15 protein-coding genes, 2 tRNA genes and 1 pseudogene are annotated in these 16,983 nt (G+C 61.2%); 7 read left to right on the forward strand and 11 right to left on the reverse strand.

The genetic code is table 11. The annotated features are described in order from the left end of the window. The first annotated feature begins 74 nt into the window (after nt 1–74). Entirely contained in the window at nt 75–1,529 is a 1,455-nt protein-coding gene (locus DW870_RS04190; protein WP_117876952.1) for a sugar nucleotide-binding protein, read from the forward strand. A gap of 102 nt (nt 1,530–1,631) precedes the next feature. On the opposite strand, the gene DW870_RS04195 is transcribed toward DW870_RS04190, so the two are convergent. After that, entirely contained in the window at nt 1,632–2,603 is a 972-nt protein-coding gene (locus DW870_RS04195) for a glycosyltransferase family 2 protein (RefSeq protein ID WP_052044190.1), read from the reverse strand. 160 nt (nt 2,604–2,763) lie between these two features. Between DW870_RS04195 and DW870_RS04200 the strand changes: the two genes are divergently transcribed. The 4 genes from DW870_RS04200 (at nt 2,764) to DW870_RS04215 (ending at nt 5,062) form a co-directional block, all read left to right on the forward strand. Beyond that, a complete protein-coding gene (locus DW870_RS04200; protein WP_022094778.1) occupies nt 2,764–3,609 on the forward strand; it encodes an ABC transporter permease in 846 nt (281 codons plus the stop codon). Nucleotides 3,610–3,620: 11 nt separating this feature from the next. Next, complete coding sequence (locus tag DW870_RS04205; protein ID WP_022094777.1) at nt 3,621–4,388, forward strand: ABC transporter ATP-binding protein; 768 nt, start codon at nt 3,621–3,623, stop codon at nt 4,386–4,388. A gap of 54 nt (nt 4,389–4,442) precedes the next feature. Next, a tRNA-Arg gene (locus DW870_RS04210) sits at nt 4,443–4,519 on the forward strand. Nucleotides 4,520–4,720: 201 nt separating this feature from the next. Beyond that, the gene (locus tag DW870_RS04215) at nt 4,721–5,062 is read left to right on the forward strand and encodes a hypothetical protein (RefSeq protein WP_147333366.1); all 342 of its coding nucleotides are present in this window, start codon (nt 4,721–4,723) and stop codon (nt 5,060–5,062) included. Between the two features lie 48 nt (nt 5,063–5,110). Here DW870_RS04215 and DW870_RS04220 read toward each other — a convergent pair whose 3' ends face one another. The 10 genes from DW870_RS04220 to aroF all read right to left on the reverse strand — a co-directional run bounded on the left by DW870_RS04220 (nt 5,111) and on the right by aroF (nt 15,222). Next, nucleotides 5,111–6,088, reverse strand: coding sequence for a translation initiation factor 2 (locus tag DW870_RS04220; RefSeq protein ID WP_117770388.1), 978 nt, complete (start codon nt 6,086–6,088; stop codon nt 5,111–5,113). 23 nt (nt 6,089–6,111) lie between these two features. Continuing rightward, entirely contained in the window at nt 6,112–6,561 is a 450-nt protein-coding gene (locus DW870_RS04225; protein ID WP_117770387.1) for a DUF4869 domain-containing protein, read from the reverse strand. A 130-nt stretch (nt 6,562–6,691) separates the two neighbouring features. Next, nucleotides 6,692–7,129 carry a type II 3-dehydroquinate dehydratase gene (gene aroQ / locus DW870_RS04230; RefSeq protein WP_055309849.1) on the reverse strand — a complete coding sequence of 146 codons (438 nt, stop codon included), beginning with the start codon at nt 7,127–7,129 and terminating at the stop codon, nt 6,692–6,694. Between the two features lie 64 nt (nt 7,130–7,193). Further along, nucleotides 7,194–8,444 (reverse strand): shikimate kinase, encoded by a 1,251-nt coding sequence (locus tag DW870_RS04235; RefSeq protein WP_117876954.1) that lies wholly within the window; start codon nt 8,442–8,444, stop codon nt 7,194–7,196. After that, on the reverse strand, nt 8,445–9,590 hold the full coding sequence (gene pheA / locus DW870_RS04240) for a prephenate dehydratase (protein WP_117876956.1): 1,146 nt from the start codon (nt 9,588–9,590) through the stop codon (nt 8,445–8,447). It abuts the gene before it with no gap. A 136-nt stretch (nt 9,591–9,726) separates the two neighbouring features. Then, entirely contained in the window at nt 9,727–10,824 is a 1,098-nt protein-coding gene (gene aroC, locus DW870_RS04245) for a chorismate synthase (RefSeq protein ID WP_117876958.1), read from the reverse strand. Between the two features lies 1 nt (nt 10,825). Continuing rightward, nucleotides 10,826–12,145 carry a 3-phosphoshikimate 1-carboxyvinyltransferase gene (gene aroA, locus DW870_RS04250; RefSeq protein ID WP_117635291.1) on the reverse strand — a complete coding sequence of 440 codons (1,320 nt, stop codon included), beginning with the start codon at nt 12,143–12,145 and terminating at the stop codon, nt 10,826–10,828. Continuing rightward, nucleotides 12,139–13,245 (reverse strand): 3-dehydroquinate synthase, encoded by a 1,107-nt coding sequence (aroB, locus tag DW870_RS04255; RefSeq protein ID WP_117876960.1) that lies wholly within the window; start codon nt 13,243–13,245, stop codon nt 12,139–12,141. Before aroB ends, aroA begins: the two co-directional genes overlap by 7 nt. 36 nt (nt 13,246–13,281) lie before the next feature. Continuing rightward, nucleotides 13,282–14,196, reverse strand: a complete 915-nt coding sequence (locus DW870_RS04260; protein WP_117876962.1) for a prephenate dehydrogenase/arogenate dehydrogenase family protein — start codon at nt 14,194–14,196, stop codon at nt 13,282–13,284. Between the two features lie 3 nt (nt 14,197–14,199). Next, nucleotides 14,200–15,222: a 3-deoxy-7-phosphoheptulonate synthase gene (aroF, locus tag DW870_RS04265; RefSeq protein WP_117876964.1), complete on the reverse strand. Its 1,023-nt coding sequence runs from the start codon at nt 15,220–15,222 to the stop codon at nt 14,200–14,202. Nucleotides 15,223–15,426: 204 nt separating this feature from the next. Between aroF and DW870_RS04270 the strand changes: the two genes are divergently transcribed. Next, nucleotides 15,427–15,503: transfer RNA gene (locus DW870_RS04270), tRNA-Arg, on the forward strand. A 76-nt stretch (nt 15,504–15,579) separates the two neighbouring features. Next, nucleotides 15,580–16,983: pseudogene (locus tag DW870_RS09480) on the forward strand (haloacid dehalogenase); the annotation flags it as partial.

Consider the following 16,983-nt stretch of genomic DNA (forward strand, 5'->3'; position numbering starts at 1 on the left):
GGCATGGGGATGACCCTGCGGCCCCGCGCGGGCGCCCCCGGTTATACAACCTCTTCGATAGGAGCTTTTCCCACATGGCAGACATCGCATTCGAGAAGGACCTCTCCGTCGCCGAGACCGGCATCGAGGGCCTCAAGGTCGTCGACCTCGCCGTCCACGGCGACTCGCGCGGCTGGTTCAAGGAGAACTGGCAGCGCGCCAAGATGACCGCCCTGGGCATCCCGGACCTCAGGGTCGTTCAGAACAACATCTCCTACAACGACAGCCGCGGCGTCACCCGCGGCATCCACGCCGAGCCCTGGGACAAGTTCATCTCCGTGGCGCGCGGCAGCGTCTTCGGCGCCTGGGTGGACCTGCGCGAGGGCAGCGAGACCTACGGGAAGGTGTTCACCTGCACGCTCGACCCGTCCAAGGCCATCTACGTCCCGCGCGGCGTGGGCAACTCCTTCCAGGCCCTGGAGGACGGCACCGCCTACACCTACCTGGTGGACGCCCACTGGTCCCTCGAGCTCAAGAAGACCTACACCTTCGTGAACCTCGCCGACCCCGAGCTCGCCATCGAGTGGCCGATCCCGCTCGATGAGGCCACCGTCTCCGAGGCCGACCTCAACCACCCGATGCTCAGGGACGTCGTCCCAATGGCGCCCAAGAGGACGCTCGTCACCGGCTGCAACGGCCAGCTGGGCCATGCTGTGCGCAGGCTGGCGGAGGAGCGCGGCGTCGCCAAGGACTTCGACTTCTGCGACATCGACACCTTCGATATGTCAGACCCGGACGCCTACACACAGTACGACTGGTCGCTCTACGGCACCGTGATCAACTGCGGCGCCTACACCGCCGTGGATAGGGCGGAGACCGCCGAGGGCCGCGCGACCGCCTGGAAGGCCAACGCGACCGGCCCCGCCCTCCTCGCCCGCACATGCTCTGATCACGGGATCACCCTCGTCCACGTGTCCAGCGACTACGTCTTCGACGGCACCGCCGAGGTGCATGACGAGGACGAGCCCCTCAGCCCGCTGTCCGTCTACGGCCAGACCAAGGCCGCCGGCGACATCGCCGTGGCCGGGTGCCCGCGCCACTACATCATGCGCTCCAGCTGGGTCATCGGCGAGGGCCGCAACTTCGTCAAGACGATGAAGGGCCTGTCCGACCGCGTCGCCGACCTCGAGGACGGGCTCGAGCAGGTCACGGTCGTTGACGACCAGCTGGGCCGCCTGACCTTCACGCGCGACATGGCCGAGGCCATCTTCCACGTGCTGGGGACGCACGCCCCCTACGGCACCTACGACTGCACCGGCTCCGGCACCGTCAAGTCCTGGGCCGATATCGCCCGCGCCGTCTTCGAGGCCGCCAACGGCAACGGGGACAGGGTCGTGCCGGTATCGACCGCCGACTACTACGCGAGCGCCGAGGGCCCCGTCGCCCCGCGCCCGGTCCACTCCGCGCTCGACCTGTCCAAGCTCGAGGCTGCCGGCTTCCACATGCCCGACTGGGAGGAAGAGCTGGGGGAGTACATCAAGACGCTCTAGCCGCTATTAACTTTTCGAGAGTAAAAGCCGCCGTTCTTTAACGGCGGCTTTTCTTGTTGGTGGCTATCTGCGCAGTGGTGCCAATAGTATTTTGCGGAAGATCTACCTCTCGCTTGGCATGGAAGTAGGGTGGCCGGGCTGGTCGTCGTAGGCGTATTTGCTGTACACGTTGACCTCCCACTGCTTTTTTTCGACCTTTGCTACAGAATCTAGGATGAAGCCGGTCGCAAGGCTCAGGCCGCACAGGAACATAAACGAGGCGGCGAGCATAGCGGTGGGGAAGCGCGGGACGAGGCCGGTCTGGAAATATTCGACAACGATGGGCATGCCCAGGGCGAGGCCGAATACCGCGAACAGAAGCGCAACGAGGCTGAAGAACTTCAGCGGGCGGTAGTCCTTGAACAGCGTGCCAATCATCGCAACGACTTTAATGCCGTCGCTTACGGTATTGAGCTTGGACTCGGAACCTTCCGGACGGTCGCGGTACTCGATGGGCACATCCTTGATGCGCCAGCGGTGGTCGACGGCGTGGATCGAGAGCTCGGTTTCGATCTGGAAGCCCTCGGAAAGCACAGGGAAGGTTTTAACGAACGGGCGGCTCATGGCACGGTAGCCGGTCATGACATCATCGAAGCTGTAGCCATAGATCCACTTGATCATGGCACGGACCAGATTGTTGCCAAAGCCGTGGAAGGCACGCTTGTTCTCCTCGGCGTAGGTGCCGTTGGAAAGGCGATCGCCTACGGTCATGTCGGCCGTGCCGTTAAGGATGGGCTCGCAGAGGGCCTTGGCCGCCTCGGCGGGGTAGGTGTCGTCTCCGTCGACCATCAGGTAGCAATCGGCGTCGATATCGCGAAACATCTGGCGGCACACGTTGCCCTTTCCCTGACGGGGCTCAAAGCGGACTGTGGCGCCGTGCTCGGTGGCAATGCGTGAGGTATCGTCCGACGAGTTGTTGTCATAGACATAGACCGTCGCCTGCGGAAGCTCGCGGTGAAAGTCATCGATGACTTTGCCGATCGTGAGCGCTTCGTTGTAGCAAGGGATGATGACGGCGATGGATTCAGAATTCACTTAATGCTCCTTATACATTCAATCCTAGAAAGTATAGCCGTTTGGGCCTGGCATCCTAAGATGTGGGTTAGTTCTCCAGTTTTGTTGCGCGAATCGTTTGCATGGCCGTCGGGTCTATACTGTTCGTTTGTCAACGATTACGAGTAAAGGAGTTGCATCCGTGTCGGATCAGACAAAGCAACAAGAAACTCGCAGTCTGCCTGCGACGTTTGCTAAGAACGAATTTGAGAAGGACGCGTTTATCCTTCGTCAGCTGGTTACCAAGGATTTTAAGATCAAGTATCGCCGTAGCGTTCTGGGCGTCGCATGGTCGGTGCTCAACCCGCTGCTGATGATGATCGTCATGGCCATCGTGTTCTCGACGATTTTTGGCCAGGGCCGCAATGGCTCAATGACGCCCGAGATGTACCCGCTGTACTTGATCGTGGGTAACATTACCTTTGCCGTCATGTCTGAGTCTACTAACCAGGCCCTGACGTCGATCGTGGGCGCTGCCCCTCTGCTCAAGAAGGTTAAGGTGCACCGCTGGGTTTTCCCGGTGCAGAAGGTGCTCTTCTCGCTGGTCAACTTTGCCTTCTCGCTGGTCGCCGTCGCCATCGTCATGCTGTGGTTCCGCGTTATGCCTTCTTGGCACCTTATTCTGCTGCCGGTTTGCCTGCTGCTGCTTATGTGCTTCTGCATGGGCCTGGGCATGATGCTCTCTGCCCTTACGGTCTTCTTCCGCGACGTTATGCATCTGTGGAGCGTCGTCATTACGGCGTGGACTTACATTACGCCCATCTTCTGGACGACTGACTATATTGCGCAAATGCCGCATCTCGTGCGTATCTTGATGTATGCGAACCCCATGTTCAACTACCTGCAGTTTATGCGCGATATCTTCCTGTTCCAGACTACGCCCTCGCTTATGACGTTTGGTATGTGCGTTGCCTGGGCGGTTCTTGCGCTTATTATTGGCTATACCGTGTTCCATAAGTCCGAGCGCAAGTTCATCCTCTACATCTAAGGAGTGCTGTGATGACTGAATCTGTTGTTGATTACAGCGAGCAGCCTCTGGCTGTCGAGGTCGACGACGTCACCATGATCTTTAACATGGCGTCCGAGTCGCTGACCAACCTCAAGGAGTACTTCATTAAGCTTGCCAAGCACGAGCTGTTCTTTGAGGAGTTTAGGGCGCTTAAGCACATCTCGTTTGATATTCATCGCGGCGAGGTTGTGGGTCTGGTCGGCACCAATGGCTCCGGCAAGTCTACGATGCTCAAGATTATCGCTGGCGTTCTTGAGCCTAGCGAGGGCAGCGTTAAGGTGCACGGTAACATCGCGCCGCTGATTGAGCTTGGCGCCGGCTTTGACCCCGAGCTGACCGCCCGCGAGAACATCTATCTGAACGGCGCCCTGCTCGGCTATACCAAGGAGTTCATCGATGCCAACTTTGACGGCATTATCGAATTCGCTGAGCTGCAGAACTTTGTCGATATGCCGCTTAAGAACTTCTCCTCGGGCATGGTGGCGCGTATCGCCTTTGCAATCGCGACGATTACCGAGCCCGATATTCTGATCGTTGACGAGACGTTGTCCGTCGGTGATGTGTTCTTCCAGCAGAAGTGCGAGGACCGTATCCAGCACTTTATCCAGAGCGGCGACGTGACGGTTCTGTTCGTTTCGCACTCTATGGAGCAGGTTGAGCGCATCTGCCAGCGTGCCGTTTGGATTGAGAAGGGTGACCTTCGCATGGACGGCCCGGTCGATGAGGTCTGCAAGGCGTACCGCGAGCAGTTCAACTAGGTTATAATTACTTGCGCCTGACAGGCTTGCGCTTGCTTGGGCGTGCGGTTATTTGCTCCATTAGCTCAGTTGGATAGAGCAGGGGACTTCTAATCCCAAGGTCGACGGTTCGAATCCGCCATGGAGCACCATCGTTTATTAAGCCCAGACCGCTTGGTGGTCTGGGCTTTTTCACATGCCGGTGTTCTTTATTCTTGCCGGGTATACGTTTAGACCGAAGCCGTGGCGTGAGCTGCTGTTGTGCTGCTGATGTGGATTGGTTATACGGCGCGCCTAAGGGGGCTGGAGCCGAGCGTGAGCGAGCCTCTGCTGTTTATTGGAGCCGGTGTTGCTTGGCTTGTCCTTGCCGCGCTGAGTGGGGTGAGCTTTCGAGCCGCCGCGTGGATGGGTTTTTGGTTGCGACAGTTGCCGCTCTTGCCGGTAGCTACTGCGTGTGCTGGGTTTCGATGGCGTTGGAGAAGTTGAAAGACGTGCCGGTTTTGGGGTCCTTTGAGCGAGCGCTCGTGTTCTGCGGACAGGCCAGTCTTGCCATCTTTGCAATCCACGCGGTCGATTGGTTTATTCCTTGGCAGACCATGCCTCTGCTTATGACGCTGCCAGCATCGTGGCTCTTTGCGTCGATTGTGCGCCGCAGGTGCGACATAGGGTTGGTGTACGTGATCAAGAAGGCGTAACAAAAACGGGGAGGACCAACTTGGCCCTCCCCACTATATCTAGTCTGTCTAGTCTGCCTTCAGGCACTCGGGCAAGACGTTTGCAACTGCATTCATCGCCTGCGGCCTCAGGTACTGCTCATTGAGCTTTGCCTTTCTGTAGGCGTAGCGAGTGTCTGCCGAGTACTTGATCAATACGTCGGTGAAGAATCGTTCCCAGCTTAGGTAGTCGCGGCTTTCGATATAGCTCGAAGGATCCTTGAGGATTTTTGGAATGTCGTTACTGGGAATGAGGCCAGATTGCAGAAGTGTCCACTCGAATGATTCCGGGAGGAACAAGCGAACGTTCTTGTAAACGCGCTGTCCGAGCACCTTTTCGATGTAGGGACCAAACGCTGCGCCGTCTCCAATGGCAAGAACGTTTTGCTCGGGGCATTCGTGAATTGTCCGCTTTAGATTTGCTACGCCGGTGGCGGTATAGCAGGGGATTCCGAGCCGGTTGCAAAGAGCGTCGTAGAATTGATAGCCAGATTTGCTATCCTCGACAACTACGGCGTCGGGTACCTCGAATCCAACATTTAGATCCTGATACAGCATGCTTGCCGTGTGGTCATATAGCGGCTTGGTCACCGAGTAGAAGCGCCTGTCGCTCTTGCGGCCATTGATTGTTTTACTCGTCGTGTTGACTAACTTCAGGATCTCATCAACGCTGTAGGGGAGCTCGTTGGCATCGCGACGAGATATCAGAACAAAATAGTTGGACGAGCCGTTTACGGTTTTGGCGAAGTCCTTTGAGTAGATAAACTCGTTGCCCTCATCTAGAAAGACGATTGAATCTTCGATGATCGAAAGCTCGCGCTCCCAGCGTCTGCCGGAAAGCGTTTCGCAAGGCACGTCGCAGCTGAGTGCAACGCCGCTTTCCGGTCCTCGGTCGTTGTAGTCGCGAATCATCGAGATGAGCGTCGTTTTGCCCGTGCCGCTGTTGCCGCGGATGAAGGAAATATTGCGTTTAAAGGTGAGCGTGTATTTGACTTTTGCGCGCTCCACGACAACGGTGTGTGATCCTTTCATTACTCATCAACATCCAGAAAATCATTGGTGGCACCGACGAACTCCTGCATGTTCCTGACGATGCGGCCGTCGTTATTGATGCGAATCTCAAAACGCTTCCAGGGAAATTTCATGATGTGGTAAAGGGTCACCAGCACATCCTGCTCTTTGCCAATTTTGAGCAGCCAGCGGGCGCAGTTATCTCCGCAAGTGGATGCATTGAACACCATGTTTGGTAGATTGCGCACCAGCAGCAGCGTCTTAACGCCGCCGGACAGTTCGAGTGGGGTGATCGAGCCCAGCTGCTTGCTTACGATGTTGTGGGGGCCGATGAGCTCTGATCCGTCCACGCTTTTAATGATCTGTGCGGCCATAGGGTCTTCGAACCATGAGTCCAAGTATGAGTTCCTAAAGTAGGTCTCGGTATCGTAGATGGAACCGGGGTAATCTCCCAGATGGATGCTTAGCATGCGAGTCTCCAGACGTTGTGTGGCTGCAACGATTATATGCCAGTAATAAAGTGCCGCCAGTAGCGAGGTTGCTGCTGGCGGCACTGGCATTATTAGCGTGTGAATCGCGTTGATGGATTTGCTCGCGAGGCTACTTTTCGAGGCGTTCCCTCAGCAGCTCCAGCGCGTGGGCGTAGCCTTGCAGGCCCTCTCCGGTGATGGTGGCGAAGCAGGCTAGGCGTGCGTAGCTCACCTGGCGGAAGTCCTCGCGGGTCTCGACAGCGCTGATGTGTACCTCGACGGCAGGGATAGCGACGGCCTTGAGGGCATCGAGGATCGCTACGCTCGTGTGCGTGTAGGCCGCCGGATTGATGACGATGCCGTCGACCTTGCCGTAGGCCTCCTGGATCTTATCGACGATGCTGCCCTCGTGGTTGGACTGGAAGACTTCGACCTCGTCAAAACCCTGCGCGGCGCCTGCCTCCTGGCAGATCTGGACCAGGCGGTCGTAGTTGTCGCTGCCATAGATGCCCGGCTCGCGAATTCCGAGCATATTAAGGTTGGGGCCGTTGATGACGAGTGCTTTCATGGCTGCTTCCTTTGCGGTTGGAAATCCATCACAAAGGTGCCTGTCCCCTTTGTGATGGATTTGGTTAGAGAGTGGGTGGGAGGGTGTCGAGAAGGGCTTGCGCGGTGTTGGCGGCGCAGTCGCGTGAGTCGATGATGTAGTCGGCCCAGGCGCGGTAGCGCGGCATACGCTGTTCGGCCAGCTTGGCGATGCCGTCGCGCGCGGTGATGGGGCGGCCCTTGTGGGCGAGTTCGTCGAGCTTGCGGTTGAGCATCACGATCTGGCTGTTTTGGTGCAGCAGCGGATAGTTTTCGTCGCGTGTGACCACGCCGCCGCCGGTGGAGAGCACCAGGCCGCTGCGCTTGGAGATGCCGGCCAGCGCCCCCGTCTCCTGCTCGCGGAAGGCCGCCTCGCCGCGCTCGACGATATAGTCGGCACAGGGCATGCCGAGGCGTTCCTCGAGGGCGCGGTCCAGGTCGATGTGCTCGCGACCCGTGAGCAGGGCGATCTGCTCACCCACACGGGTCTTGCCCGAGCCTGGCATGCCGATCAGCGCGATGTTCTGTTCACGGCGTAACAAGCGCTCCGTTACGTCCAGGATGCGCTCGCGCGGGGTGACCTGGCCGGTATAGCGCTCGACGGCCTGTGCCGCTTGGGCCACGAGCATGAGCAGGCCGCCGATGCAGGGAATGCCGCGGCGCTCGGCCTCGAGCATGAGTCCCGTGCGAGCGGGGTTGTAGACAATGTCGATGACGCCCTCGAGCGCATCGAGCCCCTCGAGCGTGCAGGGGGCATCGGGACAGTGGGGGAACATGCCGGCGGGCGTGCAGTTGACGAGCAGTGCGGCGTCGGACTGCTGCGCGATGTTGTCGTAGTTGACTTCGCTCGTGCGGCCGACCGGCACGACGATGGCGCCCAGGTCGCCGAGCACCATGCTGGCAGTGGTGCCGGCGCCACCGGTGGCACCGAGCACGAGGGCCTTCTTGCCGGCAACCTCTACGCCCAACTCCTCGACCAGACACTGAAAACCAAAGTAGTCGGTGTTGTCGCCGCGCAGGCGGCCGTCGGGCAGGCGCGTGATGGTGTTGACGTTTCCCATACGCTCGGCGAGTGGACTCAGCTCGTCCAGGTATTCCATGACGGCGCGCTTGTAGGGGATGGTCACGTTGGTGCCCTCCCATTCGTCACCCGTCATAAAAGCCTGGAGGTCCTCGGGCTCACGCTCAAAACGCACATACTCTAGCCCCGCGAGCTCCTTGTAGATGGTCGGGGTGTAGCTGTGGCCCAGCACGCGGCCCAGCACGCCGTAGGGGCGGGTTGCGGCGACATCGGTCATCTAGAGCACCTCCGTGTAACTGCCAAAGTAGGTGAAGCTCTCACACACGTCGTCGATGGAATCGAGCAGGTCATCGAGGGCCTTGCTGCCAAAGGGGCAGTCTAGGTCAAAGTAGAACATAAACTCAAAGTCGTGCCCGGGGATGGGGCGGCTCTCGAGCTTGATGAGGTTGATATTGAGCGCGTAGAAGCGCTCGAGTACGCGATAGAGTGCGCCCGGCTCGTTGGCCGTGGTAATCATGAGCGAGGTGCGGTTGGCGCCGGGGTAGACGCGTGGCTCGCGGCTGATGACGACAAAGCGCGTGTAGTTGTTGTCCGAGTCCTGGATGTTGGGCTCCAGTACCTGCAAGCCGTAGAGTGCGGCGCAGCTGCGCGATGCGATCGCGGCAACATCGGTGCGTTCGGAGCTGGCGACCATCTCGGCCGACATGGCCGTGTTGGGGTATTTGGTGGCGTGCAGGTCGTGCGCCTCGATAAAGCCGGCGCACTGGGCGATTGCCTGGCCATGGCTGTAGACCTCGCGCACGTAGGCGAGCTTGGTGCCGGGCTTGACGAGCAGGTTGTGGTCGATTTTGAGGCGAAGCGAGCGCACGATATGGAAGTCGAACTGGGCGAGCAGGTCGTAGACAGCATTGACCGAGCCAGCGGTGGAGTTCTCGATGGGCAGCACGCCAAACTCGCAAAAGCCGTCGCGTACGGCGCGCATGACGCCCTCGAAGGTCTCAAAGAACGCGATGTCGGGTACGTCGAAGAGCTTGCACGCGGCGATTTGGCTGTAGGCGCCCTCAACGCCCTGGCAGGCGACGGTGGCCGTCTGGGGGAAGGGCATGTCAAAGGCCACGGCCGTGGCGTGGGCCTTTTGCGAGACAGTGATGCCCTTGAGCTCGTTGATGTAGCGCTGCTGCTCGGCTTTGCTCATGCTCATGAGGAGGCGGAACAGGGTGATGGTTTGAGCCTCGTAGCGCTCGGGTGCGCGACTGGCGAGGTTATTGAGCTTAGAGCGCTCGCGGGCGGGGTCGAAGACGGCCTTGCCCATCTCGATTTTTGACTTGGCGACATCGGTGGCAATATCCATGCGCTCGACAAAGCTATTGAGGAGCGTGGTATCGATGCCGTCGATGGCCTGGCGAATATCGGCAAGGTCCATGGAGACCCCTTTCACGTGTCGGTGATTTTTCTGGGACGGGGATTAAAAAATCATTAGGAACACAATGATTTTTTAATCCCCGTCCCAGAAAAATCACTGGATAGGCGTGGGGGCCGGAGTTGGCCCCCGGAGATTTTTAGCGCTGGGCGGCGTCTTCGAGGAGGGCGTCCCAGATGGCAAGGGCGGCGGCTGCCTCGGCTACGGGGACAGCTCGGGGGACGATGCAGGGATCGTGGCGGCCGTGGACCGAGAGCTCGGCATTTTCCATAGCGTCCATGTCCACCGTCTGCTGCTCGCGGCCAATGGAGGGCGTCGGCTTTACGGCCATGCGCCACATGACGGGCGCGCCGGTCGAAATACCGCCCAGGATGCCGCCGGCGTTGTTGGACTCGACCTCGATCTCGCCGGTCTCGGCATCGATGCGATACGGATCATTGTTCTCGCTGCCGCGCATGGCGGCCACGGCAAAGCCCATGCCAAACTCCACGCCCTTTACGGCGGGAATGCCAAACGCGATCTGCGCGATGCGGTTCTCGATGCCGTCGAACATGGGGTCGCCGATGCCTGCGGGAAGCCCGTAAATGCCGCACTCCACGATGCCGCCGATGCTGTCGAGTTCGTCGCGCGCGGCTAGGATCTCCTCACGCATGCGGCCGGCTGCGGCGGCGTCAATGCAAGGAAGATCGTTCGTTAGGATCGCCTTGCGGTCGGCCTCGCGATAGACCATATCGTCCATCGGCAGGTCGGAGATGCCGCCGATCTGCGCCACATGCGCCATGACCTTAATGCCGCGGGCCTCAAGTGCCTGCAGCGCGATGCCGCCCGCGATGCATAAGGGTGCTGTTAGGCGGCCGGAAAAGTGCCCGCCACCAGCGACATCGTGCATGTTGTGATACTTCACGCGCGCCGGAAAATCCGCGTGTCCGGGGCGGGGCTTGCGGCGCAGCTCGGAATAGTCCTTTGAACGCGTGTTGGTGTTCTCGATAATCGCGGCGATGGGTGCTCCCGTGGTATGTCCATCGACCACACCGGCGATGATGTGGGCGGCGTCGGCCTCGCGGCGTTTGGTCGCGGTCTCGTCGCGACCGGGGGCACGACGGTCAAGGAAGGCCTGCAGCCGCTCCTGGTCAACAGCGATGCCCGCCGGGATGCCATCGAGGGAGCAGCCGATGGCGGGGGAGTGCGACTGGCCGAAGATGCTTAAGTGCAAGACGTTGCCAAAGGTCGAGGACATGCTATTCCTCCTCGAGTGTGACCTTGCCGCCCAGCAGGCGGTAGTGGTCGAAGAAATCGGGATAGGACTTGTTGACGGCCTCGGCACCGTGGATCACGACCTCGCCGGTGGCGCGGCTCGCGGCGATAGCGGCCATCATGGCGATGCGATGGTCGTTGTGCGAATCGACCTCGCCGCCGGTAAAGGCGTCGACGCCCTTGATGATGAGGTCGTCGCCGGCAATGCGCACCTGCGCGCCCAGCGCGGTGAGCTCGCGGGTGGTGGTGACCAAGCGGTCGGATTCCTTGATGCGCAGACGGGCACAATCGCGGATAAAGGTGCGGCCCTGTGCCAGCGAGGCCACGGCCGAGATGACGGGCACCAGGTCCGGAATGTCGTGGGCACTCATCTCAAAGCCGGCGAGCTTGTCGGACTGCACGGTGGCGGCGTTGGTGGAGCGCACGATGCGGGCGCCAAAGCGCGAAAGCGCGGCAAGCACGTTACGGTCGCCCTGTGCGGAGCTTAGCGACACGCCCTCGACGGTGATTGGGTCGGTACCGATGGCGCCGGCGCACAGCCAAAAGGCGGCGTTGGACCAGTCGCCCTCGACGGCCACGCTGCCGGGCGTGCGGTACGAGCCACTGCTCACGCGGAAGTTCGTGACCTCGGGCTGGCCGTCCTTGGCCGGAATGCGCTCGACGTTGACCTCGACGCCAAAGGCCTTCATGGCCTGTATCGTCAGGTTGATGTAGGGGCGGCTCTCGATGAGGCCGGTTACCTGCACGCAGGAGGGCTGGGCCAGCAGCGGGGCTGCCAGCAGCAGGCCCGAGATGTACTGCGAGCTCACGTTGCCCGGAAGCACAAAGGTGCCCGGGCGCATGCGGCCGCTCGTCTTGAGCGGAAAACCGCCCAGACCCTGTAGGTCGCAGCCGGCGGCGATGATCTCGTCCGAGAGCGGGGAGAGCGGGCGGGCGCCCAAGCGCCCCTGACCCACAAAAGTTGCTTCTGCGCCCAGCGCGCAGGCGACGGGCAACATAAAGCGGAGCGTGGATCCACTTTCACCGCAGTCAAGCGTGCTGCCGGCAAGGGCCTTGAGCAGGCCAAACTCAACACTCTTCATGGTGGGGTGGACCTGGAAGCCGTCCTCGACGGTCTCGATGCGAGCACCCAGGGCCGTAAGGCAGCGCACCGTAGCCTCGATGTCGGCGCAGGTGGTGTTGCAGGTGACGTGTGTCTCGCCGTTGGCAAGCGCAGCGCAGATGATCAGGCGATGCGCCATCGACTTGGACGCGATGGCGGGAACGGTGCCCTTGAGCGGGGACGGGGTGATGCGGGCTAGCATGCGGATGCGTCTCCCTTCTGGCCGAGGCCCTCGGCAATGAGTTCGTGGAAAGTGGAAAGCGGTGTGCGGTCGATGCTGCAGCGGCCAATGCCGTGCGGAATCACTAGATCGATGGTGTCACCCGCGCGCTTCTTGTCGTGGAGCGCCTCGGCAAAGACGGTATCGGCATCTAGGTCGCAGCGGGTCTTGAGGCCATGGCGGGCGCAGAGTTCCTCAATACGATCGGGCAGTGCAGCATCGCAAATGCCGTGCAGGGCCGCGGCACGCGTGATGATGCCCATGCCGATTGACACACAGTTGCCGTGTCCCAGCTCAAAGTGCTCGCAGGCCTCGACGGCATGTCCGGCGCTGTGTCCAAAGTTGAGGAGTTTGCGCTGGTTGGTCTCGCGCTCGTCGGCAACGACCACGGCGCGCTTGATGTCGATATTGCGGGCGATGATGAGCGCCACGCGGGCCACGTCCTGGTTGAGCAGCTCTAGCGTGAGCGGGGTTTTCTCCAGTTCGGCGAAAAGCTCCGGATCGGCAATCACGGCGTGCTTGACGACCTCGCCGCAGCCGTCGGCGAACTGCTCGGGCGTGAGGGTGGCAAGGCATCCAACATCGGCGATAACAACACTCGGCTGCCAGAAGGCGCCCGCGAGGTTTTTACCGGCAGCCAGGTCGATGGCGGTCTTGCCGCCCACCGACGAATCCACCATGGCGAGCAGACTCGTGGGGATCTGCACAAACTTACAGCCGCGCATGTAGGTGGCGGCCACAAAGCCCGCCACGTCACCCACGACGCCGCCGCCGAGTGCCACGATCACGTCGGAGCGCGAAAGCTCGTGCTCGGCCACAAACTCCAAAATGGCAACATAGGTTTCGGCGCGCTTATGGGCCTCGCCGGCCTCGAAGGTGCAGATGCTCACCTCGTAGCCTGACGCCTCCAGGCTCTGCTTAACGGGCATCTGGTAGAGCGGGCCGACGTTGGTGTCCGTCACGATGACGGCGCGGGTGCCGCCGGCGGTGGTGCGGACGAGCGGACCTGCCTGCTCCAGCAAAAACGTGCCCACATGCACCTGGTAGGGGCGTGCGGTGTCGATATCGATGGTAATCGCCATAAGCTTCGGTCCTTTCGACCTGGCGTGATAGGTGGTCTAGTGGGAGGCCTCGTCGTCGAGTGCGCGCTTAATGCGGTCGCCCTCGGCAAGGAGATTCTCCAGATAGCGCTGGTCGCGGTCCTTGAGTGCACGGCTGTAGGCGCCAAGCGACTCGATCAGCTGGTCGATCTCGAAGGCGAGCGCGTCGGCGTCGTCGATCATGAGCTCGGACCACATTTGCGGGTTGAGGTGCGCCACGCGGGTGAGGTCGCGGTAGCTACCGGCCGAAAAGCCGTGGTGGACCTGGGCAGTGGGGCTCTTGACGTAGGCGTTGGATACCACGTGCGCAAGCTGGCTCGTGAAGGCGATGACGCGGTCGTGCTCGGCTGCGGTGGTCACGCTGAACTTGCCAAAGCCCAAGGGGCGTACCATCTCGCGCACCTGGCCCAAAAGTTCCAGCTTGAGCGCGTCGTCCACCGCGGGCGGCACGAGCACGAGCGGCGCGCCCTGGAACAGGTCGGCGCGGGAGTGCGCATAGCCCGAGTACTGCGTACCCGCCATGGGGTGCGCGCCCACAAAGTAAAAGCCGTGCTCGCGGGCAAGCTCAAAGGCGCGCTCGCACACGATGCCCTTGACGCCCACCGTGTCGATCACCACGGGGCCCATGATGGCCTCGGTGTCGGTGGCGTCGGCGAGCGCCTGGGCGTGCGCCTCGAGCCACTCGATGCAGGCTTCGGGGTAGCAAGCCAGGACGATGATGTCGCATTCGCCGAGTGTCTTGTCGTTGAGCTCGCCGGCGACGGTGCCCATGCTGGCGGCCGTCATGACATCGTCATCGGGGTCCCAGGCCAGCACGCGGACGCCCGCCTGCGCATAGCCGCGGGCAAAGCTGCCGCCGATGAGGCCCAGGCCCACGATGCCGGCGCACTTGGGGCCGCCCTGGTTGACGCGCGCGTTTCTCACCGTACCCATGGGTTACTCCATGGTCTCTTGGCAGACGACCTCGCGGATGGCTCGGATGCGGCGCATGGTGTCGTCGAACTGATCGGGGGTGAGGGCCTGGGCGCCGTCGGACCAGGCGCGGCTCGGCTCGTCGTGGACCTCGATCTCCAGGCCGTTGGCACCGCAGGCGGTCGCGGCGAGCGCCATGGGCTCAACGTAGCGGGTGTAGCCGGTGGCGTGGCTGGGGTCGGCGACAACGGGCAGGTGCGAAAGGTGGTGCAGCACCGGCACGGCGTTGAGGTCGAAGGTGTTGCGGGTGCGGGTCTCGAAGGTGCGGATGCCGCGCTCGCACAGGATGACGTTGTCGTTGCCCTCGCTCATGATGTACTCGGCGGCCATGAGCAGCTCGTCGATCGTGCCGGACATGCCGCGCTTGAGCAGGACCGGGGTCTTGGTCTTGCCGACCTCTTTGAGCAGAGGGAAGTTCTGGGCGTTGCGGGCGCCGATCTGCATGACGTCGATCTTCTTGTCCAGGAAGACCTGCACGTCGCGTGGGTCCATGATCTCGGTGACGATCGGCATATCGAGCTCGGCAGACGCCTCGCACAGCAGGTCCAGGCCGGCGGGGCCCATGCCCTGGTAGGCGTAGGGGGAGGTGCGGGGCTTGTAGGCGCCGCCGCGCAGCATCGTGGCGCCGGCGGCCTTCACGCGGCGGGCGATGCGGATGAGGTTCTCGCCCTCGACGGAGCACGGGCCGGCGATGACCTGGAACTGATCGCCGCCTACATGTACGCCGTGGCCACAGTCGATGACGGAGTCCTCGGGGTGGAACTTGCGGTTGGCGCGCTTGAACGGCTCGGAGACGCGCTGCACGCGCTCGACGACATCCATGGACTCGAGCAGGAACGGGTCGATCTTGGTCGTATCGCCCACCAGGCCGATGATCGTCTCGTTCTCGCCGCGCGAGACATCGGTCTTCAGGCCCTTTTTCTCAATCCAGCTGACGATATGGCTGACGGCCTCGTCGCTGGCGCTCTGCTTTAAAATTGCAATCATGGTGTGCCTCTCACCTCGATGGATAACTTTTGCAAAAACGGCCCGCATCGCGAGCCGTGTATATATGGTGCATGAGAGTTTATACTATCTGACTCGCTTTTGCCTTCTAAAGTGGGACGTTGCGCCGCGTCTTCCTCGGAATTGCAAAGCTTTTTCTTTTATTTTGATAGCCCGTGGTGCACTTGGGTATAATGCCATACGTTGGCCCTATTAGCTCAGGGGATTAGAGCGTCTGCCTCCGGAGCAGAAGGCCGTTGGTTCGAATCCAACATGGGGCACCATCGAACGTAAGACCGTCCGAACCTCGCATGGTCCGGGCGGTTTTTCTTATACCGACGCGACGTGATGGGACGTGGAATGGCAGCAACGGATATCGAGCGTGGACTCTCGACCGCCGAGGTCGAGGAGCGCATCGCCGCCGGTAAGATCAACCGCAACATGGAGCTCAAGACCAAGTCGGTCAAAGAGCTCATCATCGAGAACCTCTGCACGCTGTTCAATTTGATCAACGTGATCTTGGCGTTCCTGGTCATTTTGACCGGTTCGTTTAAGAATCTGACGTTCCTGTTCGTGGTGTTCCTCAATACCGCTATTGGCGTCATCCAGTCCATGCGTTCCAAGAAGATGGTCGATAAGCTCACGCTGCTGACCTCCAAGAAGGCCATTGCGGTGCGCGACGGCGCCGAGGTGGAGCTCGACCTGGACCAGATCGTGCTCGACGATATCATCCGCCTGGGGCGTGGCGACCAGATTCCCGCTGACGCCGTGGTGGTTTCGGGCGAGGCGCTCGTGAACGAGAGCCTGCTGACGGGCGAGAGCGACCTTATTAAGAAACAGCCCGGTTCCGAGCTCATGAGCGGCAGTTTTATCGACTCAGGCCTGCTGCGCGCCCGCGTGATCCATGTCGGCGCCGACAACTACGTGGCCAAAATTAATAACGAGGCCAAGTACGTCAAAAAGGTCAATTCCGAGATCATGAACGCGCTTAACGCCATCGTGCGCTTTGCGAGCATCATCATGATCCCGCTCGGTTTGGCGTTGTTTGCCTCGAGTGTGAGCGAGCTGTGGGATGCCGCGGGAACCCCAGGCGATAGCGCGCTTTCGTGGTGCTTCTCCGAGCTGTTGGCTGGCCATGTGCCTTCGTCGGCGCTGCTGTCCACAGTGGGCGCCCTGCTGGGCATGATCCCGCAAGGCCTGGTGCTGCTGACCTCGTCGGTGCTCGCCATCGCCACGGTGCGCCTGGCCCGCCGCAAGGTGCTGGCGCAGCAGCTCTACTGCATCGAGACGCTCGCGCGCGTCGACGTGCTGTGCCTGGACAAGACGGGCACCATCACGTCGGGTCGCATGGAGGTCGAGGGCACGTATCCGCTGCCGGTCGAGGGTATGGGTGCGGGGGAGAGCGACGCCGCCGTTCCCGTCGATACCACGGTGCTCGATTTTGCGCTGGCTAACGTGGCGCGTGCGACTTCGGCCGATGCCAACGAGACCTGCCAGGCGCTGCTCAACTATTACGCCGATCGCCCGGTCGAGGTGTCTGAGCCGCTGTCGGTCATTCCGTTCTCGTCCTCCAAAAAGTGGAGCGGCGCGTCGTTTGCGCAGGGCTCCTATGTGATGGGTGCGGCGCAGTTTGTGCTCTCTGATCGTGCGTTTGCCCAGGTCGAGAACCGTGTCGCCGAGCTTGCCGATACCTGCCGCGTGCTCGTGGTGGCGCGCGTGGACGGCTTTACGCCCGATGGCGATATGGCGGGCGAGGCCGAGCCC

The organism is Collinsella sp. AM38-1BH, from assembly GCF_003467545.1.
Lineage (GTDB): Bacteria > Actinomycetota > Coriobacteriia > Coriobacteriales > Coriobacteriaceae > Collinsella.